Source organism: Streptococcus sp. SP8 (assembly GCF_030440045.1).
Classification (GTDB): Bacteria; Bacillota; Bacilli; order Lactobacillales; family Streptococcaceae; genus Streptococcus; species Streptococcus parasanguinis_I.
The window spans coordinates 557,895-582,117 of the sequence record NZ_JAQFJL010000001.1 but is presented as its reverse complement, the minus strand read 5'-3'; the positions used below and the strand labels follow the sequence as shown (position 1 = coordinate 582,117).

General features: G+C 41.8%; 21 protein-coding genes. 17 read left to right on the top strand and 4 right to left on the bottom strand.

Annotated features, from left to right (window positions below; translation table 11 throughout):
- Positions 1-5 precede the first annotated feature (5 nt).
- Positions 6-764, top strand: a complete 759-nt coding sequence (locus tag PCY11_RS02950; RefSeq protein WP_004219620.1) for an ABC transporter ATP-binding protein — start codon at positions 6-8, stop codon at positions 762-764.
- Entirely contained in the window at positions 765-2,750 is a 1,986-nt protein-coding gene (locus PCY11_RS02945; protein ID WP_301362455.1) for an ABC transporter permease, read from the top strand.
- Positions 2,751-3,119: 369 nt separating this feature from the next.
- Here the strand turns inward: PCY11_RS02945 and PCY11_RS02940 are convergent, their stop codons facing one another.
- Complete coding sequence (locus tag PCY11_RS02940; protein WP_003012241.1) at positions 3,120-3,383, bottom strand: SemiSWEET family transporter; 264 nt, start codon at positions 3,381-3,383, stop codon at positions 3,120-3,122.
- A gap of 287 nt (positions 3,384-3,670) precedes the next feature.
- On the opposite strand from PCY11_RS02940, the gene PCY11_RS02935 reads away from it, so the two are divergent.
- The 13 genes from PCY11_RS02935 (at position 3,671) to PCY11_RS02875 (ending at position 19,340) form a co-directional block, all read left to right on the top strand.
- Positions 3,671-3,928, top strand: coding sequence for a SemiSWEET family transporter (locus PCY11_RS02935; RefSeq protein WP_003011864.1), 258 nt, complete (start codon positions 3,671-3,673; stop codon positions 3,926-3,928).
- Positions 3,929-4,187: 259 nt separating this feature from the next.
- Positions 4,188-4,565 carry a YbgA family protein gene (locus tag PCY11_RS02930; protein ID WP_070845346.1) on the top strand — a complete coding sequence of 126 codons (378 nt, stop codon included), beginning with the start codon at positions 4,188-4,190 and terminating at the stop codon, positions 4,563-4,565.
- Positions 4,566-4,931, top strand: a complete 366-nt coding sequence (locus PCY11_RS02925; RefSeq protein ID WP_070845348.1) for a TIGR02328 family protein — start codon at positions 4,566-4,568, stop codon at positions 4,929-4,931. It begins immediately after the preceding gene.
- A gap of 127 nt (positions 4,932-5,058) precedes the next feature.
- Positions 5,059-8,052, top strand: a complete 2,994-nt coding sequence (locus tag PCY11_RS02920) for a type I restriction endonuclease subunit R (protein ID WP_301362479.1) — start codon at positions 5,059-5,061, stop codon at positions 8,050-8,052.
- Between the two features lie 183 nt (positions 8,053-8,235).
- Positions 8,236-10,962 (top strand): ATP-dependent RecD-like DNA helicase, encoded by a 2,727-nt coding sequence (locus PCY11_RS02915; protein WP_070845350.1) that lies wholly within the window; start codon positions 8,236-8,238, stop codon positions 10,960-10,962.
- Positions 10,963-10,982: 20 nt separating this feature from the next.
- Positions 10,983-12,221, top strand: a complete 1,239-nt coding sequence (locus PCY11_RS02910) for a restriction endonuclease subunit S (RefSeq protein ID WP_083324071.1) — start codon at positions 10,983-10,985, stop codon at positions 12,219-12,221.
- A gap of 14 nt (positions 12,222-12,235) precedes the next feature.
- The gene (locus tag PCY11_RS02905; RefSeq protein ID WP_070845354.1) at positions 12,236-14,092 is read left to right on the top strand and encodes a P-loop NTPase fold protein; all 1,857 of its coding nucleotides are present in this window, start codon (positions 12,236-12,238) and stop codon (positions 14,090-14,092) included.
- A gap of 191 nt (positions 14,093-14,283) precedes the next feature.
- A complete protein-coding gene (locus PCY11_RS02900; RefSeq protein ID WP_061604877.1) occupies positions 14,284-14,649 on the top strand; it encodes a type II toxin-antitoxin system RelE/ParE family toxin in 366 nt (121 codons plus the stop codon).
- Positions 14,639-14,932, top strand: a complete 294-nt coding sequence (locus PCY11_RS02895; RefSeq protein WP_021144391.1) for a helix-turn-helix domain-containing protein — start codon at positions 14,639-14,641, stop codon at positions 14,930-14,932. The genes PCY11_RS02900 and PCY11_RS02895 overlap by 11 nt, the downstream gene beginning before the upstream one ends.
- 21 nt (positions 14,933-14,953) lie before the next feature.
- The gene (locus tag PCY11_RS02890; protein ID WP_070845356.1) at positions 14,954-16,555 is read left to right on the top strand and encodes a type I restriction-modification system subunit M; all 1,602 of its coding nucleotides are present in this window, start codon (positions 14,954-14,956) and stop codon (positions 16,553-16,555) included.
- Positions 16,556-16,667: 112 nt separating this feature from the next.
- Complete coding sequence (locus tag PCY11_RS02885; RefSeq protein WP_070845358.1) at positions 16,668-17,555, top strand: Rpn family recombination-promoting nuclease/putative transposase; 888 nt, start codon at positions 16,668-16,670, stop codon at positions 17,553-17,555.
- A 153-nt stretch (positions 17,556-17,708) separates the two neighbouring features.
- Positions 17,709-18,632 carry an L-lactate dehydrogenase gene (locus PCY11_RS02880; RefSeq protein ID WP_013903259.1) on the top strand — a complete coding sequence of 308 codons (924 nt, stop codon included), beginning with the start codon at positions 17,709-17,711 and terminating at the stop codon, positions 18,630-18,632.
- Between the two features lie 168 nt (positions 18,633-18,800).
- The gene (locus PCY11_RS02875) at positions 18,801-19,340 is read left to right on the top strand and encodes an NADPH-dependent FMN reductase (RefSeq protein WP_070845360.1); all 540 of its coding nucleotides are present in this window, start codon (positions 18,801-18,803) and stop codon (positions 19,338-19,340) included.
- Between the two features lie 28 nt (positions 19,341-19,368).
- Here PCY11_RS02875 and PCY11_RS02870 read toward each other — a convergent pair whose 3' ends face one another.
- The 3 genes from PCY11_RS02870 to PCY11_RS02860 all read right to left on the bottom strand — a co-directional run bounded on the left by PCY11_RS02870 (position 19,369) and on the right by PCY11_RS02860 (position 21,741).
- Complete coding sequence (locus PCY11_RS02870) at positions 19,369-20,064, bottom strand: VIT family protein (RefSeq protein WP_070845362.1); 696 nt, start codon at positions 20,062-20,064, stop codon at positions 19,369-19,371.
- 173 nt (positions 20,065-20,237) lie between these two features.
- Complete coding sequence (locus PCY11_RS02865; RefSeq protein ID WP_256317999.1) at positions 20,238-20,360, bottom strand: hypothetical protein; 123 nt, start codon at positions 20,358-20,360, stop codon at positions 20,238-20,240.
- A complete protein-coding gene (locus tag PCY11_RS02860) occupies positions 20,347-21,741 on the bottom strand; it encodes an MFS transporter (RefSeq protein WP_301362454.1) in 1,395 nt (464 codons plus the stop codon). Before PCY11_RS02860 ends, PCY11_RS02865 begins: the two co-directional genes overlap by 14 nt.
- Before the next feature lie 331 nt (positions 21,742-22,072).
- Between PCY11_RS02860 and PCY11_RS02855 the strand changes: the two genes are divergently transcribed.
- Together PCY11_RS02855 and PCY11_RS02850 are read left to right on the top strand one after the other, a co-directional pair.
- A complete protein-coding gene (locus PCY11_RS02855) occupies positions 22,073-23,365 on the top strand; it encodes a PTS transporter subunit EIIC (protein ID WP_301362453.1) in 1,293 nt (430 codons plus the stop codon).
- On the top strand, positions 23,352-24,209 hold the full coding sequence (locus PCY11_RS02850) for an alpha/beta hydrolase (protein ID WP_301362452.1): 858 nt from the start codon (positions 23,352-23,354) through the stop codon (positions 24,207-24,209). Before PCY11_RS02855 ends, PCY11_RS02850 begins: the two co-directional genes overlap by 14 nt.
- Positions 24,210-24,223 lie beyond the last annotated feature (14 nt).

Sequence of the window (24,223 nt, the reverse complement as noted above, 5' to 3'; positions counted from 1 at the left end):
AAAGTATGTCATTACTAGATGTTCAACATATCAAAAAGATCTACAAAACGCGCTTCCAAGGAACCCAGGTTGAAGCCTTAAAGGATATTCACTTCACTGTGGAAAAGGGTGAATACGTTGCCATCATGGGGGAATCAGGGTCCGGGAAATCGACCCTTCTCAATATCCTAGCCATGCTGGATCAGCCGACGGAAGGGCGGGTCTATCTCAACGGCACCGACACTTCAACTATCAAGAACAAGGATGCCTCGAGCTTCCGTCGGGAAAAACTAGGATTTGTCTTTCAAGACTTTAATCTGCTCGATACCTTGTCCGTCAAGGACAATATCCTTCTCCCTCTCGTCCTCTCACGCAGACCGGTCAAGGAAATGATGAGTAAGGTGGATAGCGTGAGTCGGGAGTTGGGCATTCACCAACTCCTTGAGAAATACCCTTACGAAATCTCTGGTGGGCAAAAACAACGGGTGGCTGTTGCACGGGCCATCATCACCTCACCTGAAATCCTCCTTGCTGATGAGCCAACAGGGGCGCTGGATTCCAAGTCCTCGGCTGCTTTGCTCGATGTCTTTGAAGATATCAATAGCATGGGACAAACCATCCTCATGGTGACCCACTCAACCGCCGCAGCAGCGAGGGCCAAGCGCGTGCTCTTTATCAAGGATGGAATTCTCTACAACCAGATCTTCCGCGGGGAAAAAACAGAACGTCAGATGTTCCAAGAAATCTCGGATACCTTGACGGTCATGGCAAGTGAGGTGGAGTAGATGTTACGATTAACCACTAAATTAGCTTGCTCCAATCTGATCAAGAACCGCAAGCTCTATTATCCTTTTGCGATTGCGGTCATTCTCGCAGTGACCATCGCCTACCTCTTTGACTCCCTGACCTTTAATCCCCACATTCACGAGCTTCGAGGAGGATCTTCTATAGTGTTCACTCTCGGCTTGGGATTCTTCGTGGTCAATGCTGCGGGTGCTATTATTGTGCTCTATGCCAATAGCTTTGTCATGAAAAACCGCTCCAAAGAGCTGGGAATCTACAGCATGCTTGGCCTTGAGAAACAGCATCTCATCAGCATGGTCTTCAAGGAACTCTTGATCTTTGGATTTGTAACTGTCTCAGCCGGTGTCTTGATCGGAGCCCTCTTTGATAAGCTGATCTTTGCCTTCCTCTTGAAACTCATGAAAATGAAGGTCCAGCTGGTATCTACCTTCCAACCTGGGATTGTCGTCCTGGTCTTTGTCACCTTTGGTCTCATCTTTGGCCTTTTGGTTCTTCTCAATGCTTGGCGCATTCTCCGTTTGAATGCCCTGCAACTAACTCGTGAGAAAGCAAGTGGCGAAAAGAAAGCCCGCTTTTTGTGGCCCCAAACCATCCTGGGCCTAGCCTCTCTCGGTCTTGGCTACTACCTAGCTGTGTCTGTCAAAGACCCCATCATTGCGCTTGTGACCTTCTTTCTAGCCGTTATCCTGGTTATGATCGGGACCTACTTACTCTTTAATGCGGGGATCACCGTCTTCTTGCACCTGCTTAAGAAAAAGAAGAGCTATTATTACCAACCCAACAACATGATCTCGGTCTCTAACCTCATCTATCGCATGAAGAAGAATGCAGTGGGCCTTGCGACTATTGCCATCCTCTCGACCATGGTGCTGGTAACCATCTCTGCTGCCACCAACATCTATGTCGGTAGCGAAATGGTCAAGAAAATCATGGCTCCTCATGATTTCTCCGTCCAAGGAAAAGGGGTAGACTTGGAGCAGATTAATCAGAAATTTGATGAATTTGCTTCTGAGCATCATCTTGAGATCAAAAATCGCGATCTGATGACCTATGCCAACTTTGGGGTCAAATCACAAAAGGGCACGGATTTCACCGTCTATCCAGCTGATGAACGCAGCGTCACTCCTAAAACCGTCTTTATGGTCTTTGATGCAGCTAGTTATGAACAAATGACAGGCGAACAAGTCGATCTGACAGGCAACCAAGTCATCCTCTTTGCCCATAACAAGGCTCTTAAAGGGCAAAAGCAGTTCACTATCAATGGGCAAGACTTCCAAGTCAAAGAAGAGGTGAGCAAGGATTTTATCACTGATCATGTGCCAAATCAGTTTAACATGCTGACGGAGGATTTCAACTACCTGATCGTGCCGGACCTCTCAGTCTTTGTCGCTCAGTTTCCAAATCTGGCCATCAATACCAATATCTACGGTGGCTTCAATGTCAATGTCGATGAAGACCAGCAACTCAAGCTGGCAGCCAGCTATGACAAGATGATCGATGAATTGAGCAGCCAACAGGGCCAAGGGACCTTTATCTATGGAGGCAACCGAGCCAATGATGTGGCAGAGTTGAATAGCCTCTTTGGCGGCATCTTCTTTATCGGGATTTTCTTGTCACTGATCTTTATGGTCGGAACCGTCATCGTCATCTACTACAAGCAAATCTCAGAAGGTTATGAAGACCGTGATCGCTTCGTCATTCTCCAACAGGTGGGGCTTGATGAACACGAGGTCAAACGGACCATCAACCGTCAAGTGCGGACTGTCTTCTTCCTCCCCCTCATCTTTGCCTTTGTCCACCTGGCCTTTGCCTACCATATGATCCGCCTCATTCTCAAAGTGCTCGGTGTCATCAATAGTGGCCAAGTCCTCGTCGTAACCCTCAGCGTTTGTGGTGTCTTTCTCGTCACCTACCTGATCGTCTTTTGGATCACCTCTCGGAGCTACCGTAAGATTGTGCAGATTTAAGGAAAAAGAAGCTCGAATCAAATTAGAAACTTTCCTTAGGTGAGTACGGACGTCAGCGAACTTCGAAGAAGTTCCATGACTAATTATTGAGCCTAAGGTCTCAATAATTCCGAGTGCCTGAAACATGATTATTTCAGGCACTTTTCTCACAGCAGAAAATTTCAATATACTCTAAATAATAATCAGAAATCATTTGGATATTTTTGCACAATAGTCCAGATTAGGTTATTCAAAGTAAAAATTGTCAACTTTTTAAGCTCGCTCATGGCGGGCTTTTTTGTACGAAAACCGACTGCGATTGTTTTTGTTTTTCAAAGGGATACACAAAAAAGACTGAACCCGTAGAGTTCAGTCTTTGTTCACTTTCTATTAAAGTGATGTAAGGAAAGTCAATCCTCCTAGGATGACACCTGCTGAATTTGGAATGATCAAAATCCAGTCTTTTTTAGGTTCCTTTGTCCAACCATAAATGACCCAGATCAAGCAAGAAATAGCAGCTGACAAGGGTTGGAAAGGTTGGGCCTTATTTCCCTGTAAATTAGCAATAATTTGTGGGATGTAGGCAATGAAAACGATAATCCCAATAAAGGCACCGATCGAGCCAACGATTTGGTTGATTTTTTGTTTATTCATAAAATTTTACCTCTGTGTATCAAAATAGCATAAGTAGGAAGAAAATGCAATTAATTTGCATGCTATGCAAGATGAAAATGATTACATTCGCACAAAATTAGACAATGTGTCAAAAAAATAGCAACTAGAGAGAAGACTCTCTCGAAAAGAAATCCATCTTCCTGCAAAATCACAAGATTGTGACACTTTACAGTTCGGTAACATTTGAAAAAAAGACTTGAATTTGTAAAGGACAAAAGGTAGAATAGTGCATACTTAAAAAAAGAAAAGGAAATGGTAGTTTCAAAATGAATGAAAAACAAATGAAAATTCTTGGTTGGGTTGCGACCTTTATGTCTGTTATGATGTATGTGTCTTACTTCCCACAAATCATGGACAACCTCGCTGGTCACAAAGGAAACTTTATTCAACCGCTTGTCGCAGCCATCAACTGTAGCCTTTGGGTCTACTACGGCCTCTTTAAAAAAGAACGCGATATCCCACTTGCTGCAGCCAATGCACCAGGGATCATCTTTGGTTTGATCACAGCCATCACAGCCTTGTAATCAACGAAAGAGAGAGTGGGACAGAAATCGGTCATTCGTTAGAATTCGATTTCGTCGTCCCACCTCCGCACAGTTGAGTAGGGCTGTAAAAGCTGATGAAATCAGCGTAGTAGAGCCCACTCAACCACTGCGTCTTGCTCGACAATCCAAAGAAAATTGAGAGGCCAGGACTTTTGTCCCAGCCTCTTTTTGATAGAATGAATCATTTCCATGGTATAATGGGAGGACTATTCATAGAGAAGATCAAAAGGAGACACGAGTGGATCAAAAACATCACTGCCAAGTCCTATGGGCGAAAAATAAGTACCTGGTGCTGAGTCATTCCAGTAATATCTACAAGGAAATCCGGGAATACCTCAAGCAAGACCAGGTGGAGGTCAGCCACGTCGAGGACCTGATCCAGCAAGCGCTGGCCTTGCCGGAAAATCGTGGCCAGGTCTCTAATGCCTTCCAGCATATCTGGGGCTATTTCAAAAAGCAGGCGACTCCTGAAGAAAAGGCGGACTTTATGCTGCTACTTGAGAAATACCAGCATGGCCAAGCCCAGCAAGAAGATCTGATCAAGGGAATCCAGACTCTCCTTGAGCGCTACCCGAATCGCTACTTACAAGATTCAACGCTACTAGGAGGTCAATAGATGAGACTCTGGCACCAAGACTTGATTCCCAAACTCCCTCGTCCCCAGCTCCTGGGTCAACACCGGGAATGCTGTGCCCTTCGAGGCAATGGCTGGGGCAAGAAGCACGCGACGGTCAACTATGTCTTTGACTACTCGCCCTATCGCCTCTATGCCTATCACCGCCTGATCATGGAGGAGATGACTGCACGTGGCTACAAGGTCAGCCCAGAGTGGTGGGAGCCGACCTACCGAGGCAAGACCTGCCCAGCCTATCCAGAGCTGGAAGAGGAAGCCTTGAGCACCCCTATCTATCCCGAGCACCAGGATACTTATCTCAAAGAATGTCTAGACAATCTAGCAGAAAAAGGGATCCAACTAGACTAAGAAAGAACGAACCAGATCAGGTTCGTTTTTTTGCGCGAAAAACCAACAAAATGCTTTGAAAGCGTTAATTTCTTTCCCAAACATGCTATAATAATAGGAGATTATGCACAAGGAAAAGGATAGACGGATGAAGGCAGTAGCAACTCCAGAACTTGAGATTGAAAGACAGTTGATCCAGCAGTTGGCATCAGGAGAGAGTCAGTGGACTTATCGCGATGATCTCAAGAACGAAGACCAGTTATGGGACAATTTCTTTGACAAGCTCGCGCAAAACAATGTCGCCTTGCTGGCGGACCATCCCTTGACCGACCAAGAAAAGCGCCAGATCAAGAACCAGCTCAACTTTGTCAGCTATTATGAAGCGGCCAAGTGGCTTGCTGGTGAAAATGGGATCGCCAAGGTTGAAGTCCAGCGAGAAGATGCTAGTCTAGGGACCATCCGTCTAGCGGTCATCTGGCGGGAGAATATCGCAGCCGGTAAGTCGAGCTATGAAGTGGTCAACCAAGTCGAAAGCGCCAAGGCTTATCCGCTAGACCAGGATCGACGGCTCGATACGACCCTTCTGATCAATGGCCTACCTCTCATCCATATCGAACTTAAGAGTCCACGAGTGGCCTTTCTAGATGCCTTTCATCAGATTAAAAAGTACGACCGTGAAGGCAAGTTTCGGGGCATATATTCCAGCTTGCAGATGTTTGTCGTGACCAATAAAATTGACACACGCTATATCGCTGCAGCCCGTGAAAGCAAGCTAAATAAGCAATTCCTGACCAAGTGGGTGGACAAGGACAACCAACCCATGATCGATCTCAATAGTTTTGCTCATGAGGTCCTCTCCATCCCCCGGGCCCACCAGATGGTCATGCAGTACTCGGTCATCGACGATAGCAAGAAAGCCATCATCCTCCTGCGTCCCTACCAGATCCATGCCATCGAGGCCGTGCAGGAAGCCTCTCGCCGTCAAGAGTCGGGCTATATCTGGCATACGACCGGTTCAGGTAAGACCCTGACCTCTTACAAGGTAGCGCGCAATCTCTTGCAGATCCCAGCCATTCAAAAGACCATTTTTGTCGTCGACCGCAGAGACCTGGACCAGCAGACGACTTCGTCCTTCCTCTCTTATGCGGCCAATGATGTCATCGACATCGACGAGACGGACAATACCCATGAGCTGGTCAAGCGCCTAGGAGGCAAAGACAAGCGCGTGGTAGTCACGACCATTCAGAAAATCACGACCATGATGCGTAAGTTCGAAGAAGGAAAGTACCAGCGGGATGCCGGGAAGATCAAGGACCTGCGCGTGGCCTTTGTCGTGGATGAGTGCCATCGGGCGGTCACCCCACAGACGCAAAAAGAGATCAAGGCCTACTTCAAAAACTCTCTCTGGTACGGTTTTACAGGGACTCCGATCTTTAAGGAAAACAAACGCAAACAAGTGGGAGACCTGGCTCAGACCACCCACCAACAATATGGCGATCGCCTGCATGAATACACGGTCAAGGAAGCCATCCATGATGGAGCGGTTCTGGGCTTTAAGGTCGACTATCGCAATACCATCATTTCAGATCTCCTAGAAGAAGAGATCCCAGACCAGGCCTATGAGGACAAGGAGCACATGCTAGAAGTCCTCGATGCCATCCTCAATAAGAGCCAGCAACAGCTCAATATCCCTAAAGGGGTCGGAAAGAGCTATGAGGCTATCTTGACGGTCAAGTCCATCCCACGAGCACAGGCTTATTATAATTTGCTCAAGAGCATCCTCGCTGGCAAGGAGCGGGTCAAAGTTTCCGAGCGGGTCAAACAATACCTACCAGATTTTCCAAAATTTACCATCACCTACTCAGTATCTGAAAATGAGGAAGAATCCATCGGCTACCAAGACCACATGAAGCAGGTCATGGAGGACTACAACCAAGAGTTTGGTACGCATTTTAGCCTGGCGGATCTGCGGGGCTTTAATAGCGATGTCAACAATCGCCTAGCCAGAAAGCAGGACAAGTACCTCTACCGCAATGAGCAGTTGGATCTGGTCATCGTGGTCGACCGTCTCTTGACGGGCTTTGATGCACCTTGTCTTTCTACACTCTTTATCGATTGCAAGCCTATGCGCCCACAGGACTTGATCCAGGCCTTCAGCCGGACCAATCGGATCTTTGATGACAAGAAGCACTTCGGCCATATCATCACTTTCCAGCGCCCTCAAGCCTTTAAGGAAGCCGTCGACAATGCCCTCAAGCTCTACTCCAATGGAGGAGAAAATGAGGTCCTAGCACCAAGCTGGGAAGAAGAGAAGCGCAACTTCTTAAAAGCCTGGGCAGAGTTTAAAGGCCAAGTCACAGACTTGGAAGAAGAAGGAGTCGCCCTCGAGCAGGCCCCAACAGCCCAGCTCCGTAAGGTCGCTAAAGCCTATCAGGTCTTTGACAAGTACCAAGCCTCGATCCGCGTCTACTCGGAGTATGATAAGGAAGAGATCTATCGGGAAACAGGCCTCAGCGACAGTCAGCTCGAAGCCTATCTGGGCCTCTATCAAAATATCCTGGCAGAGATCAAGAGCAGGGATCCAGAAGTGGACAGCGAAGACGAGCTGGATATCCACTATGAGCTGGAGTCTGTCCAAGTCGATGAGATCAACTATGCCTATATCCTCACGCTGATCCAGAGTATGATCCAGCAGGAGGAAAATGACGAGCAGACCCTGAGTGACAAGGATATCGCAACCGTGGACAGCTATATCGAGAGCCTGAACCGGACCAATCCAAGCCTAGCGGAGATCATCCAAAACCTCTGGACCCAAGTCCAAGAAGAACCCGAACGCTACCGAGGACAATCCATCACCGGAGTTTTGGACCAGATGATCGAATCCATCATCGATAGCCATATCGTAAGCTTCGCCAAAAAGTGGTATATCGGAGCCGACGAACTCCGCTACTATATCCAACACTACCGCAAAGGCGCCAAAAAACAAGCCGGCGAAAGCCAGCTCACCAAGAGCCAACGCTACAAAGACTATAAGGCAGAAGTAGCAGATGCCCTCAACCCACTCAGCTACAAAAAACAAATCAAAGAAGCCTATACCCAACTGATCGAAGAGGTGATTGAACCACTGAGAGTGGGGAGGTAGGAAAAATTATCATTGACTTGAGGGAACTCTTTCATCAAACTTACAAATTAATCTCATAATGAATAATTCATTTTTACAGAAGATAAGTAAAATTAAAGATAATACTATACAAATGATTAAGAATAGAGAAATTTCAATTGATCAAGAGTATGAGAGTGTATTACTATGCTGGGAGTATGTACTATGAAAATTGATAAACATATTTTAGTTATTGATAAAAATATTTGCAAAAATATTAAACTTATAAAGGCGACTGGAGAACGGGGCTTTTCTTCACAAAATATTATGAATGAGCTGAGGAATTTTGTAGAACATATCGCCCTTAAAATATATAATCATGATAACGATGTAGACTTAGAATGGAATTTTGATAACTTGGATTTAGGGAAAAAATATATTTATGAGAATGCAAATTATATTTTTTTAAGGAAATTTCATCAATTCCTTCAGCCTTCAGCATCTCATTATACTCTTGGCGAGAATAATTCAGAGAGATTAATGCTTAAATATTATGAATATCTGCTTAAAATTAAAATTTTTTTGAATAATAATTATGGATTTTATGTATTAGAAAATCTTAATGACTTTCCACTTAATATGGATACAATGTCTGAGGAATATTATTCTAGAATAGCTAATGTTATTGATAATCCTATTTACCCTATTTCTTTTAACGAAAGATACTACATACAGAAAATCAAACCATTTTTCATTAATCAAAAGATTTATTATGAAGTAACATATACTAGTACAGATGGGGACCATAATAAATTTGAAAGAATCACAGCATATACCAATAAAGAGATACTGTCCAATTATGCAACAAAGCTATATATTCGAACAGAAAAAATTAATATATATGGTTCACCTCTCACAATATTAGTAATCGATGATTGGGAAGTCTCTATTCGACCATGTGAATTTAAATCTCTGAGTTCTATTCTAAAAATGGGGAATGATGAGATTAAATCTTCTCATGTGGAATATCAGATTCTTATGTCATTTTTGAAAAGATATCAAATGAATTTAGTTGATATTATAGAGTTAAATCAGGAATTATATTTAAAGACAAGAGCTTATATCAATAAAAAATCGAAGGTATCCTATATTTTTAACATATTAGATGAAGTTAGGACAATAGTTCAGGAAAAGAAGCCTGGTTTTAACATTCTGAAATACTTGTTATTCCATATGAATAATAGAGTTTTAAAAAATCAATATTATTATGATATTCATCCTCATAATCAGTATGAGGGAGGAAATATAAAATTATCAGGTTTACGGTTAAAATGGGGGTGTATTCCTTTTGATGAAATGCCATTTTGTACATCTTTAGTAAACCATAATCCCAAAATATATGATTTGTTAGAATGTATTGATGATAAAGGTAAAGACTATGAATTTCTGGCTAGGCTAGTAAAAAACAATACTGAAGTTCGTGGGAAACTGTACACTTTGATAGAAGAGTTACCAGAAGATTATTCTGAAAGAGTTGACGAATTAGTAAATCAGTATAATAGAAAAATAATTAGCAATCATTCAGGTAGGAAGCTGAAAGTAGAAAGGGGACAAATTTTTATTTCACAATATGAAATAGATGCGCTTGAAATATTAAATACGTTAAAAGAATTTTCAGGTCATAATAATATCAATCATTCTCAATCAGTCGAAAAGTGGCTAGAAGAGAACGGAGATAGTATAGATGATTCTTACAAAAAAGAAAAACTAACTTCGCTTTTTTCTAATTCAGCGGTAGCTTTAGTTTATGGTTCTGCTGGAACAGGTAAAACATACTTTATAAATCATATTGCACAATTTTTTAATTCAGCTGATAAATTATTTTTAGCTGTAACTCATACAGCGGTTGAAAATTTGAAGAGAAGAATTAATTCATCGAATTGCACTTTTTCGACAATTCAAAGTATCATACATAAAGCAGACATAAAGTGTGATATATTATTTGTTGATGAGTGTAGTACGGTAAGTAATGCTGACATGGCTAAATTATTGAGGAACATTTCTTGTAAATTTCTTGTTTTAGTGGGGGATGTTTTTCAAATTGAAGCAATCCAGTTTGGAAATTGGTTCGAACTTGCTAAGGAATTCATAAAAGTTGAAGCAATAGTAGAATTAAATATACCATTTAGGACCCAAGATGGTGGTTTGATTGAAGTTTGGAATAAAGTAAGAAAAATTGAACCTGACATTATGGAGCATTTATCAAGAAATAACCTAAGTTTCCCATTGGATGAAAGTATATTTGAAAAAGTGCATGATGACGAAATTATTTTAAGTTTGAATTATGATGGTATTTATGGAATTAATAACATCAATAGACTTTTACAAGCGGCTAATCCAAACCCAGGTTTTGAATGGAATTCACAGCTTTATAAAATTAATGATCCTATAGTTTTTAATGAGACAGGTAGATTTAATGGGGTACTATATAATAATTTAAAAGGTGTTATCCAAGATATTCAAGTAATTGATGATAGAATTTCTTTTACTATAGAATTACTAGATGTTGTTCTAAATGGCTTGGACGTTTCTGATAGTGAATTAGAGCTTATAGGTAACAGTAGCTCCAAAAACTCTATTGTCAGATTTTATGTAAATAAGTATAGTAGTACAGATGAGGATTTAGAAGATAACTCAGTAACTGTACCATTTCAAGTATCATATGCAATTTCAATTCATAAGGCTCAAGGTTTGGAATATGAATCTGTAAAAATTGTTATCACAAATGAAGTCGATGAACAAATTAATCATAACATACTATATACCGCTATGACTCGGACAAAAAAATATCTCAAATTGTATTGGAGTCCAGAGACTGAGAACAAAATAATCTCACGTTTAGAGAGGAAAGATATTAATAAAGATGTTATTTTATTAAGAATGAAGTTATAGTATAGAAAAGAGGTCTGTTTATTAAGATGGGAAATAAAAAAATTCCTAAAATTAGATTCAACAATTCCAAAATTGATTGGCAACAAGTAAAATTTAAAAATTTGCTTAATTCAGAAGAGGGAATTAGACGTGGTCCATTTGGTAGTGCTTTAAAAAAAGAATTATTTGTTCAAAATAGCGAGTATGTAGTCTATGAACAGCAAAATGCGATTTATGATCACTTTAACACTAGATATAGAATCTCAGAAGAAAAGTATCATGAACTAAAGAAATTTATATTGTTACCTGGTGACTTTATTATGAGTGGTGCTGGTACTATTGGAAAAATTTCACTAGTACCTGAGGGAATTGAGAAAGGTGTGTTTAATCAAGCTCTAATCAGATTAAGAGTTAATAAAAACACTGATAAGGAATTCTTTTTACAATGGATGAGATCACCAGAAATGCAAAACAAGATAACAAAAGCTAACCCAGCATCAGCAATGGTAAATTTGGTACCGATGTCTGAGGTGAAAGAATGGGATGTTATTATTCCATCTCTAGACGAACAATCCGCTATTGGCTCTCTTTTCCGCACCCTCGATGACCTTCTGGCCAGCTACAAGGACAATCTTGCCAACTACCAATCTCTCAAGGTGACCATGCTCTCCAAGATGTTTCCCAAAGCTGGACAGACCGTTCCTGAGATTCGTTTGGATGGATTTGAAGGTGAGTGGGAAGAAAAGAAATTAGGTAGTTTAGGCTCTGTTGCTATGAATAAACGTATTTTTAAAGATGAAACTAGCGACTATGGTGATATTCCTTTCTACAAGATTGGAACATTTGGAGGAACTGCCGATTCTTTTATCACAAAAGAAAAATTCAAAGAGTATAAAGAAAAATATCCTTATCCTGAAATAGGTGATATCCTCATATCTGCATCTGGTAGTATTGGCAGAACGGTTGTATACAATGGTGAAGATGCTTATTATCAAGATTCAAATATTGTATGGTTAAAGCATGATCAGCAATTAGATAACTCATATTTGAAGCAATATTATGGAATAATAAAATGGTCTGGAATTGAGGGAACAACAATAAAGCGGCTATACAATAAGAATATATTAGAAACGAATATCTTTTTACCTCCGAGTGTATACGAACAACAAGCCATCGGTTCCTATTTCTCTAACCTCGATAACCTCATCGCTGCTCACCAAGAAAAAATTTCTCAGCTAGAAACTCTCAAAAAGAAACTCTTACAAGATATGTTCATTTAACAAGGGAGTAAAATATGGACGAAAAATTCATAGTATTAGAACATATAGATACCTCAAATGCAGCGAAAAATTTTTCTAATTTACTTAGTGAGAGTAGAACATACTTTTTGAACGGTAGTTGGGGATCAGGTAAGACAGAATTTTTAAATGAGGTCAAGAAAAATTCACAACAAAAATTTATTACGGTTGATTTTTGGAGATTAACTGATACCCGAACAACTATTGAGATAGCATTTTCAAAACTGCACCCTTTTATTTATTGGTGTATAAGAATATTTGTCGTTTTATTAGTCGCTGTTTCACTTTTGATGACTAATATTGTTGATATAGGATTAAGTGATTATTTTGGTGACTTAAAACCTCTGTTTTTGAAACTAGGAGGAGTAGTTGCATTAATAGTTGCAATATGGCAAGTATTTAAGAAGAAATCAGATGAACTATACTGTTTCTTACTAAATAAAATGTCGAAATCTTCGAAAGTCTTGATTATAGATGATTTTGATAGAATGTCGGAGAAGCAACAAGAAGAAAGTTACAAACTTTTTAGTTTAATAAATGGCAAATTACCCATTGTTTTTGTTGGTGATATTCAAAGAGTATATTTAAAAGATGATAATTATTTATCAAAGATTATTGATCGACAAATTGAATTGCCAATTGTGTTGCATTCTTCTAATATTTGGAAAGAGTACTTTATTACTTTAGAAAATAAATTTAATCTAGTTTTATCAAATGATTTTAAGAAAAGAATTAGTTCGGACAATAGAAATTTACGAGATAGATTTCGCTTTAATGATTATGTGAATCAAGAATTTTTCTCCAGGGGAAAATTGGGCCATGTCCAAATTGAACAACAGCTTTGGATAATTTATGCTTATCTTTTCTATCCAGAATTTTATAATAAGCTTTTAGAAAACAAAAAGATTGAAATTTCAAAAGATGAAAAAGTTGATATTACAGAATTGATTAGTTTTGGTTTTACGATTAAAGAAACTTTTGTTGACATTCAACAAAAGGACAATAAACAGTATCCTTTATGTTTTGCCAAAAATAGAAAGGGATATTTACTTTATGAAGAACCGTTAAATAGAACTAAAGAGGAGTTAGATACTTTATTCAAAGATGATTCGAAAGAGTTAAGAAGAGAGTTAAGAATTTCTGATAATTCAACAGATTTTTATCAATACCTTGCATATCAATTCAGAACTTTCTCTTATAAAAAGAAAAAAGAATTACTAAACATAGTTATATCTGAATCTCTAAAATATTATGATAGTCCTGCAATGGATTACATTGTTCAAGGTGTTCTAAATGATTATTTACCAATATATAAAAGATCTCCTCTAACAGATGAAACAAGAGCTAAAATTGTTGAAAAGTGGGAAGAAATACTTAAGGAAAAAGGTTTAGACCAATCAGAAATAATATATTTCATTGAAAAGCATGGAATACTTAGTTTTCATGATTTAGGACTATATTATACAGATTTAGAACTAAATACTGAGTACTATAGAAAATTAAAACGCAAAGATTTTTTCCTAATAACTTATCTGTGTTCAGTTGATAAATCTGGTAAATTTGAAGAGTGGGATCATTATATATGGGAAGCTCTAGATTGTTTTAGTGATAGAGAATTTTTATCATTTTGGATACTACAATCAATCGTTTCCAATGGAATGGGATTTGGTAGTTATGATGTAATTCCCGAAAATAAGAAATATATTATTTGGACTAGAAGGTATCTATCATCTCATGAATATGTAGATTACAATGATACTGTAATCTCAAAAATTAATGATAGAATTTGTAAAATGAAATCAAATGGATACACATTTATTAAAGAAATAAAGAAAGAAAATTTAATAGAATAAAACTTTTAAAAGATATGTTTATCTAACCTTCAAAAATCCCCTTTATCAGCATCCATAAGCACATCCTTTTTCGAATAGTATAAGTGAACCCCTTTGATCCTTTCAAAGGGTGCTCCTTAGTATTTAATAACTTAAAAGTATTTACTTTTAATAACTTTAGAGTTATAATAAATTCGAAAAGAGGTTGCTTTGTGCACGCTATTTATTTTTATAAGGACAAACAAGGGAATCAACCGGTCTTGGACTACATGAGGGAGCTGGCTCGTCGTGATAATAAGGACAGCCGGATCAAACTCAACAAGCTCAATGACTATATCGAACTGTTGAGCCAGCAGGGAACACGTGCTGGCCAACCCTACATCAAGCATCTGGATGCGGAGATCTGGGAGTTGAGACCCTTGCGGGATCGGATTTTATTCGTGGCTTGGCTGGATGGGAGCTTTGTCTTACTACATCCTTTTGTCAAAAAGACGCAAAAGACACCTAGACGAGAGATAGAGAAAGCCAAGCGGGAGTTGCAAGATTTGAAGGAAAGAGGGCTAAGAGATGAAGAATAGTGCCATCGGCAGCAATTGGAAAGATGTGAGAGCAGAGCTCTTCACCAAGGAAGAAATCCTGGAAAGTGATCTGCGGGTCGCGATTATGACAGAGCTGATCGAAGCTCGGCATGAAAAGGGCATTAGCCAAAAGAAACTAGAGGAACTCAGTGGAGTCAGTCAACCGGTCATCGCTCGGATGGAGACAGGCAAGACCAGTCCTCAATTGGACACGGTCTTGAAAGTCTTAGCCAGTCTGGGCAAGACCCTCGCCGTCGTCCCACTGGAACAAGAAAAGGTTTAAAAGAAATCAGAAAGAATTACTATGGAAACAACTCAAACCTCCCAGTCGCTCTACCAAGCTCTGTGGAACTCAGCGGATGTGCTCCGCTCTAAGATGGATGCCAATGACTATAAGTCTTACCTTTTGGGGATGATCTTTTACAAATACCTCTCAGATAAGTTGCTCTTCTTCGTGGCGGAGACCATGGAGGAGGAGACAGAGAGTCTGGATGAAGCCTTGGCGCTTTACCGGTCCTACTATGAGGATTCAGACTCTCAAGAGGACTTGATCTCCGTCATCACCGATGAGCTCAACTATGTCATCAAGCCAGACTTGACTTTTACGGCCTTAGTGGACCGGGTCAATGAAGGGACCTTCCAGCTGGAAGATCTAGCTCAGGGCTTCCGAGACATCGAGCAAAGTGATGACCTCTATGAGAATCTCTTTGAGGACATTGATCTCTATTCCAAGAAACTAGGGGCGACACCTCAAAAGCAAAACCAGCTAGTGGCTGCGGTTATGAAAGAGCTGGCTGTACTAGATGTGGCAGGTCATGCGGGTGATATGCTTGGGGATGCTTATGAGTACTTGATCAGTCAGTTTGCGACTGACTCTGGTAAGAAGGCAGGAGAGTTCTATACGCCCCAGCCTGTAGCCAAGCTCATGACACAGATTGCCTTTTTAGGGCGTGAAGACGAGCAAGGCTTTACTATCTACGATGCCACCATGGGATCAGGATCGCTCTTGCTCAATGCCAAGAAGTTTTCTCACCAGCCTCAAACCGTCCAGTACTTTGGTCAGGAGCTCAATACCTCTACCTATAACCTAGCTCGGATGAACATGATCCTACATGGGGTCCCGGTGGAAAACCAGTTCTTGCACAATGCCGATACGCTGGACGAAGACTGGCCGACCCAAGAGCCGACCAACTTTGATGGGGTTCTCATGAACCCTCCATACTCTGCTAAGTGGTCCGCAAGCTCTGGTTTCCTCCAAGATCCTCGCTTCTCCCCATTTGGTAAGCTCGCGCCTCAGTCCAAGGCAGACTTCGCCTTTCTCTTGCATGGTTACTATCACTTGAAACAAGATAATGGTGTGATGGCCATCGTCCTTCCTCACGGGGTCCTTTTCCGTGGCAATGCGGAAGGAACCATTCGCAAGGCCTTGCTAGAAGAAGGGGCCATTGATACGGTGATCGGTCTTCCTGCCAATATCTTCTTCAATACCAGCATCCCAACGACGGTCATCATTCTCAAAAAGAACAGGACCAATCGGGACGTTTACTTTATCGATGCTTCTAAGGAATTTGACAAGGGCAAGAACCAGAATATCATGACGGATGCCCATATCGAGAAGATTCTCCAGGCTTATAAGAGTAGAGAGGATATGGATAAGTTCGCCCATCTGGCTAGCTTCGAGGAAATCGTTGAGAATGACTACAACCTCAATATCCCGCGCTATGTGGACACCTTTGAGGAAGAAGAAGTAGAGCCACTGACAGATATCGTGGCTAAGATCAACCAAACCAACGCCACTATTGAGACCCAGACAGCCTCCCTCCTAGACATGCTCAGCCAGCTACATGGAACGACACCTGAAGCCGACGCCGAACTCAAGAAATTTGTCGAGGAGTTTAAGGGGTAAGGTATGAGGAGATGGTAGTAGTGAAAGAATATTCCTTTCGATATTCCCAATTTTTTTCGAATTATAGAAGTAGAGGGACCTTCCCTCTATTTTTTATCGAAAAGGAGCAGGGATGCAAAAGAGACACGCGCATGTATCGCCGACCTTGGACATTATGGCCAAGAAGATTTTTAGTTTGCCGGAGGTGACGACGGCTTTTATTCGAGACATTTTGGAGCTGGATGTGGCGGACGCTCAGATTGTGGAGGGAAGCCAGCCCCATAGCATGGCCTATGAGGAGGACGACTTGTTCTCCACTGCGGTGGATGTGAGAGCCAAGCTCCATGATGGAACCGAGGTGATCATCGAGATCCAGATTCGCAAGCAGCAGTATTTCTTAAATCGGTTCCATTATTATTTGGCCAATCAGCTGGTGGAGAATGTGCAAAAACTGCGCCAGCAAGGACAGACACATAAGATGTACGAGCAGATGGAGCCCGTCTATGGGATTGCGATTTTGGAGAAGTCGCTCTTACTGGACGAAGAGGCTGCCATCAATAAATACTGGCTGACCAATAGCCGGTCTGGCAAGCAACTCAAGGCCTATTATAAAAATGGCAAGCACCAAAATCTTCTGCAGGTTGCCTTTTTAGAGCTAGACAAGTATAATAAAGATGAGAAGCTGACAGATGCAGGCAGACAGTGGCTGGAGTTTTTTGGGAATCTTCCCTTTACAAAAGCTCCCAGTCAGGCTGTGGCTCATGCAGATGCATTATTAGATTCATCTAGCTGGACCAAGGAGGAGAAGACCATGATAGACGAGCGGATTCGGATTCAAGAAAATTATGATATGACCCTGGAGACGGCGATTGACGAAGCGCGAGAAGAAGGTTTAGTACAAGGGCTGGAACAAGGACGTAAACAGTTGGTATGCGAGATGGTCTCACGAGGAATGTCGCCTGATCTTATATCGGAGATGACGGGCTTAACCATTGAAGAAATTGAGGCTCTTCTTTCCTGAGTCGTTAACGGAGGCATCGCCTCTTTTCTTTTTTGAAAAAACTTGAAAATTTTCCTATTTTTTCAATCCGCCTTTCTAGAATTGTGGTAGAATAGAGTCAACAAAGAGCTATCCTCACCAACAGTGTGATCGATACTAGAAAAGAGGATTCTGATGACAAGAAAAATTGGTATTATTGGTTTGGGGCATGTGGGTGCGACCTTGGCCCACAGCATGATTTTGAAACACACCTGTGATCACTTGGTCTTGATTGATACCAATGAGAAAAAGGTCAAGGCAGATGCCTTGGATTTCTGTGATACGGTTGCCAATACAGGGTATCCGGTTCATATCACGGTCAATGACTACGCGGCTTTAAAAGATGCGGATGTTGTGGTGTCGACTCTTGGAAATATCGAGTTGCAGGCTAACAACACAGATGACCGTTTTGCGGAGCTTCCCTTTACCAGTAAGCAAGTGGTGCAAGTGGCGCGTGATTTGAAGGCTTCTGGCTTTAGCGGGGTCTTATTGGTAGTGACCAATCCGGTCGATGCAGTCACTCAACTCTATCAACAATATACCGGCCTTCCAAAAGAGCAGGTGATTGGGACAGGGACCTTACTGGATACAGCTCGGATGAAGCGCGCAGTCGCTGATCGTTTGCAGGTTTCTCCTGCTAGTGTATCAGGCTACAACCTCGGTGAGCATGGGAATTCTCAATTTGTCGCTTGGAGTCAGGTCCGTGTCAAAGGACATGCTATTACCGATCTCTTCTCTCAAGAAGAGCTGGACGCCATTAACTACGAATCCTTGCGTGGTGGTCATACTGTCTTTTTTGGTAAATTCTATACCAACTTTGGGATTGCAGCAGCAGCCCAACGCTTAGCAGAAGCTGTGATCAATGATAGCCACGAGGAAATGCCGGTGTCTAACTATCGTCCAGAATATGGAACCTATCTTGGCTATCCAGCGATTGTAGGTCGAAAAGGAATTCTTGAACGATTGGACTTGCATTTGACAGAAGAAGAAAAAGAAAAATTACTCCATTCAGCCGAAACTATCAAGGAAAACACACGAAAAGGGCTGGAGCATGCATAAAAGAGAGGAGGCTGGGACAAAAGTCCTAGCCTTTTAATTGTCTTAGCCCTTGCTTAGTGAATTTAATAAAGCTTAGTAAATTCCAAGTTGTAATTCTTGACATTACATCTAGGGCATGTATAATAGTTAATATAACAAATATTCTTACAACAGAAAGAGAAAGCAACTATGAGAAACATTTTATTTATCGTCGGATCCCTTCGTCAAGGATCTTTCAACCATCAAATGGCCCAGAAAGCAGAAAGCCTTCTTGAAGGAAAAGCAACGGTGACTTACTTGGACTACAAGGGCATCCCAATGATGAACCAAGATTTGGAAACGCCAACCTTGCCAGCTGTGCAAGCAGCGCGTGATGCAGTCCTTGCTGCGGATGCCATCTGGATCTTCTCACCAGTCTACAACTTTGCCATTCCAGGTGTAGTGAAAAACCTGATCGACTGGCTCAGCCGTGCGCTTGACCTATCAGAAACACGTGGTCCATCTGCCCTCCAAGACAAGATCGTAACCGTCTCTTCAGTCGCTAATGCAGGACACGAGCCAATGTTTGCGGCTTACCAAGCACTCTTACCATTCGTTCGGACTCAAGTGGTTGGAGAGTTTACTGGAACAACCGTTAACCCAGAAGCTTGGGAAACAGGTGAATTGGTCTTGACAGATGAAGCAGTCGCAGGATTGGAAAAACAAGCCCAAGCCTTATTAGAAGCATAAGAAAAGCTGAGACAGAAGTCTCAGCTTTTTAGATACTAAAGAGTTGTCCGAAGAAGTATGTCACACCCATGGTGAGAAGGCCAATGATGAGATTGCGAAGCATGGCTTGCTTGGTTGGTGCTTTTCCCAGTTTCGCACTGGTATAGCCAGTGAAGATTAAGGATAGTCCAACAACGAAGACCGTCACCGGAATGCGATAGGCAGTTGGAAAGAGAATAATAGAGAGCATTGGAGGAAGGGAACCAACAGAAAAAGCAAGGAAGCTAGAGGCAGCAGCATGCCAAGGATTGGTAAACTCCTCGTATTCGATACCATATTTCTCTTCAACCAGGGCTTTGAGAGGATGTTTCAGAAATGCCCGCTCTGTTAGAATTTTTGCTGAAGTTTCACATTCTCCATTTTCAAGATAAGCATGGTAGAGAGAGTCTCTAGCTAACTTTGGATCGCGATCCAACAAGGCTTGTTCACGGTTAACAGCGGCCTCTTCCGTGTCTTTTTGTGTGGAAACAGAGACATATTCACCGCCCGCCATCGAAAAGGCACCTGCCAGAATCGCAGACAAGCCAGATAGGAAAATGATCCAGATGTTTGGTGTGGCACTGGCCACCCCAATCACCACTCCAGCGATAGAAATGATTCCATCATTGGCCCCTAGAACCGCAGCTCTCAAAATATTCAAGCGATCGCTAAATGATTCATCTACTCCATGTTTTATTTCAGTCATACAATGTCTCCTTTTCCTTATTTAGAATGATTATAAATAAAATACAGAAAGAAATCAAGGATTTTAACTCAAATGATAAAAGTTAGACAATTTAATGGAACCTTTTAGTTGTAAAATTTGACATTACAAGCAAAATGGAGAGAGAATTTGACATACACCTATCCTATCAAGGTTTATTTAGCAGAAGTGCATAATTTTTGAGGATCCTGATGGCATTCTAACGCGAGTGCGGAAAGGATAACAAAAAACAGCAGGCTTCCTGCTGTTTTTTGACGAGATAAATTAGTTGGTTTCATTATCTTTTCCCACAACCCAAAATAAGAGAAGGAGTTGGAAGATACCTAAGGCAAATAGGACCATAAAACCGTTGCGGCTTCCTTTAGCAGTGGCTTGGGTGAAGTCCATCTTTTGATTGGCTTGGCTCATGGCAACGATCAGTGAAGCCAGGGTTGTTCCGACAGCGCCTGCAAATTGTTGCAGGGTGTTAAAGATCGCGTTCGCATCAGGTTGCTCCTCCAGCGCCAGTTGTTTCTGTCCGTTTGTCATGATATTGCCAAAGGCAAGTCCCATACCGGTCATGAAGATCATGTAAAAGATAAGAATCAAGACATTTGATAACTTCAAGCCAAAGAGTGTGAAGAAGAAATGAGCCAGAAGGATCAAAACAGCTCCAAGGAGAATTGGTCTGCGGGCGCCTAGTTTATCTAAAATGAGACCGGAGAAAGGAGCAAAGCCAGCTCCGATGATGGCTCCTGGAAGCAGCATCAAAGCTGCAAGTGTGGTGTTAGAGTGGTTGACCAACTGGATATAATTGGGCAAGAGGAAACTCATGGCCAGAGAACCTAATTGGAAAGTGAAAAAGGCAAGAACATGGCCAGTGAGGAGATGGTTCTTTAAGATGGCAAGGTTGATAATGGGATTCTCCAACTGATTGGACCGCCAGACTAAGAGAACCAGTCCCAAGATTCCGATCATCAGCCAGCCAAGGACAGAAAAACTAAAGAAAGCATGATCAGAAAGACCGTGAATCCCTAAAATCAAGCCTAAAAATGAAGCAATAATAGCGAGAAGGCTCATGATATCAAGGGTTTCTCGCTTGACTATACTGATTTGTTCAATGGAGCGAAGTCCTGCAACTAGCGAAGCTAGAAGGATCGGGAATTGAACCAAGAAGATGGAACGCCAGCCAAAGTTAGCTGTCAAGAGACCACCGACAGTAGGCCCAATGGCGGGAGCGATAGCTGTAATCAGGGTCCCCACTCCCATCATGAGACCAATCTTGCGTTTTGGGACCTGCTCTAAAATGATATTAAACATCAGAGGAAGGGCAAAACCAACCCCCATTCCTTGGACCAATCGACCCAAAACCACAAAGCCAAAACTTGGAGCTAGGAAGTCAATGAGAACACCTAAAACAGATAGGAGATTTCCAACTAAAAAGATGGACTTCATTTTAAAAGAGCGTTTGAGGTAGGCAGATAAGGGGACTACACAGGCAACCACTAGAAGATAGATGGTGGTGACCCACTGGACGGTTGCGGTATTGATCTCAAATTCCTTCATCAATATTGGGAAGGTGATATTCATGGCAGTTTCTCCAGCCACCCCGCAAAAGGAAAGGATCCCTGTTGCAAAAATAGCGTAGAGGACCTTGGCTGAAATTTTTTCTTGTGACATAGACGTCTGATTCCTCCTAAATCTTCCTAAAGATATGGACTTTGGTATAAAATCGGATGAAAATCCATGGAAACGATTTGATTTTCCGTCAGCTCCAATCGCTAGGAGCATAGCAAGACCAACGGTAACCTGATCCATCGTTTTGTTAGCTAACAAATAGTATAGAGGAAATGAAGACCCCTGTCAAAGAGTTTTTGAAAAGTTTTGAAAATATTAACAGCATTCTCAAAAGACGATGCTTCTCCAAACGAAAGGAAAGGCTCGCCAGTATGATATAATAAGAAGAAAGCAGTAAACGTGAATAAGTCAATCAACTCGAACAGGAGGCCCCATGACCAAGTATTTAGTCCAGAAGTTTTTCTGGTTACGAGAAAAAAGTTTGATTCAAATTTCCCAGAAAACCCTGGTTTCCTTATTTCCTTTTTTCCTATTTTCAGGAATCGTTCGGGTGATTGCCTTATCGGTCTTCTCCGATCGAGGCTATATCCATCAGCTCTTTTCGATGGATAGCTGGTTGCCATGGGATCAGGCCATTAGTCAAGTCCTCATTAATTTTTCCAATTTTTTAGGAGGTCTAGCTGGGCCTTTAGTGACCTACTTCGCTGGAAAATATACAGCTGGGCACTATGGTAGAAGTACAGGGACAGCTGGAGTGACAGCTCTTTTGGTCAGTCTAATAGTAGGCTCTCAGGAATTGTTGGTGGGCCCCCTCCATGACGGGCAACTGACGCGTATCAACTTACCTGCGACGACCAATATCATCTTAGCCATTGTTTTAGGCTATCTAATCGGGCAAATCTTTCGTCTATCCAAGGCTAGTGACGACCAGATTGTGGACAAGGATTTCATCTATCAGCCCAAGACTGTTCGTCCCATTTTCTTGTCCTTAGTTCTAGGGGTCAGCCTCAATCTTCTTTTGGTTCTTGGAAATCAATTTAATATTTTTCAGACTATCCGACAGTTCTTGGCTTCTCTAACGGTAAGTAGTCATCATCTCCTGTCCACCTTTGTCATGGGACTATTTAGTGGGCTATCTGCTTGGTTTGGTAATAGTCAAGCCTTTGCCTTGAACTCAATTGCGGATGATAACTTTGCTTTGGAAAATCTCACCTACGCTGTGACCCATCATTCAACGACAGGCATTCCTCATCTCTATACCTTGACCAATTTGTACCGCAGTTTTGGTCTGGTAGGTGGAATTGGTGCAGTTCTAGCCTTATTGGTAGCGATCCTGCTGGTTTCGCGAAGTCAAAAGGACAAGAAAGTCAGCCTTCTCAGTCTGTTTCCAAGTCTCTTTAACAATGGGGCTTCTTTCATGGTAGGGATACCGGTCCTTCTCAACCTCCTATATGTGATTCCCTTCTTATTGATCCCCTTGGTGAATATGGGAATAGCAGCTGTAGCTTTGTGCTTCAAGCTGATGCCTGCAGCCGTCTATCCGGTGCCAGATGGGACTCCTAGCCTTCTCTATGCTTTTATTGGAACCGGAGGAAGTTTGAGGGCCTTAGCTGTCAGTATCCTTTGTTTTGCCATCGATGTGCTCCTTTATCTACCATTTGTCCGTATGGGAAATCGTATCCGAAAAGATTTAAAAGTGAAAGGAGAAAGCGATGAAACAATCTAAAAAAACAGCAATCGTCCTTACTTTGGTCTGTCTTTTCTTGATCGGTTTAGCCATACCTTCTTATAGCTGGACTCGAACCAATGTTTCAAAAATCGAGAAATTTTATAATTCCAAACTGTCGCCCATCATCATGATTCCAGGAAGCTCAGCAACAGAGGACCGCTTTGATGGCTTGGTGACCAAGCTCAACCAAGGCCGCCAAGGCACCAAGCACAGTCTTCTCAAGCTCAAGGTATGGAATGATGGGAATATCACCTATAGCGGTAGTATTGATGCCAAGGACAATGAACCAGTGATTGTGGTTGGTTTTGAAAACAACAAAGATGGCTATAGCAATATTAAAAAGCAGGCTAAACTATTCAATCAAGCCTTTGAAGCCCTTCAAGAAAAATACAATTTTAATAATTTCAAGGGCTTGGGTCATTCCAACGGTGGCTTGATTTATACAGCCTTTATTGAAAATTATCTGGGGGATTATGATATCGATCTCAAGACCCTCATGACCATCGGAACTCCCTACAATTTCACGGAGACCAATATCAAAAATAAATCTGAGATGTTGGCCGATTTTATCAAGGGAAAAGAAGCCATTCCTAGTACCCTCCATATGTATTCAGTAGCAGGGACCATCACCTATGATTCCGATGAGTTGGTCCCAGATGCCAGTGTTTCTGCTGGGAAATATATCTACCAAAACCAAGCTGCTAGTTATACGGAGATCACAGTGACGGGGGAAGATGCCCAGCACTCGGACCTTCCAACCAATGATGAGGTGGTTGCCTTGGTGAAAGAGCATATTGAAAGTCAAACGGATCGTAGAACTAAACCAAATAAAGAAAACTAAGTGTGAAGAAGGGA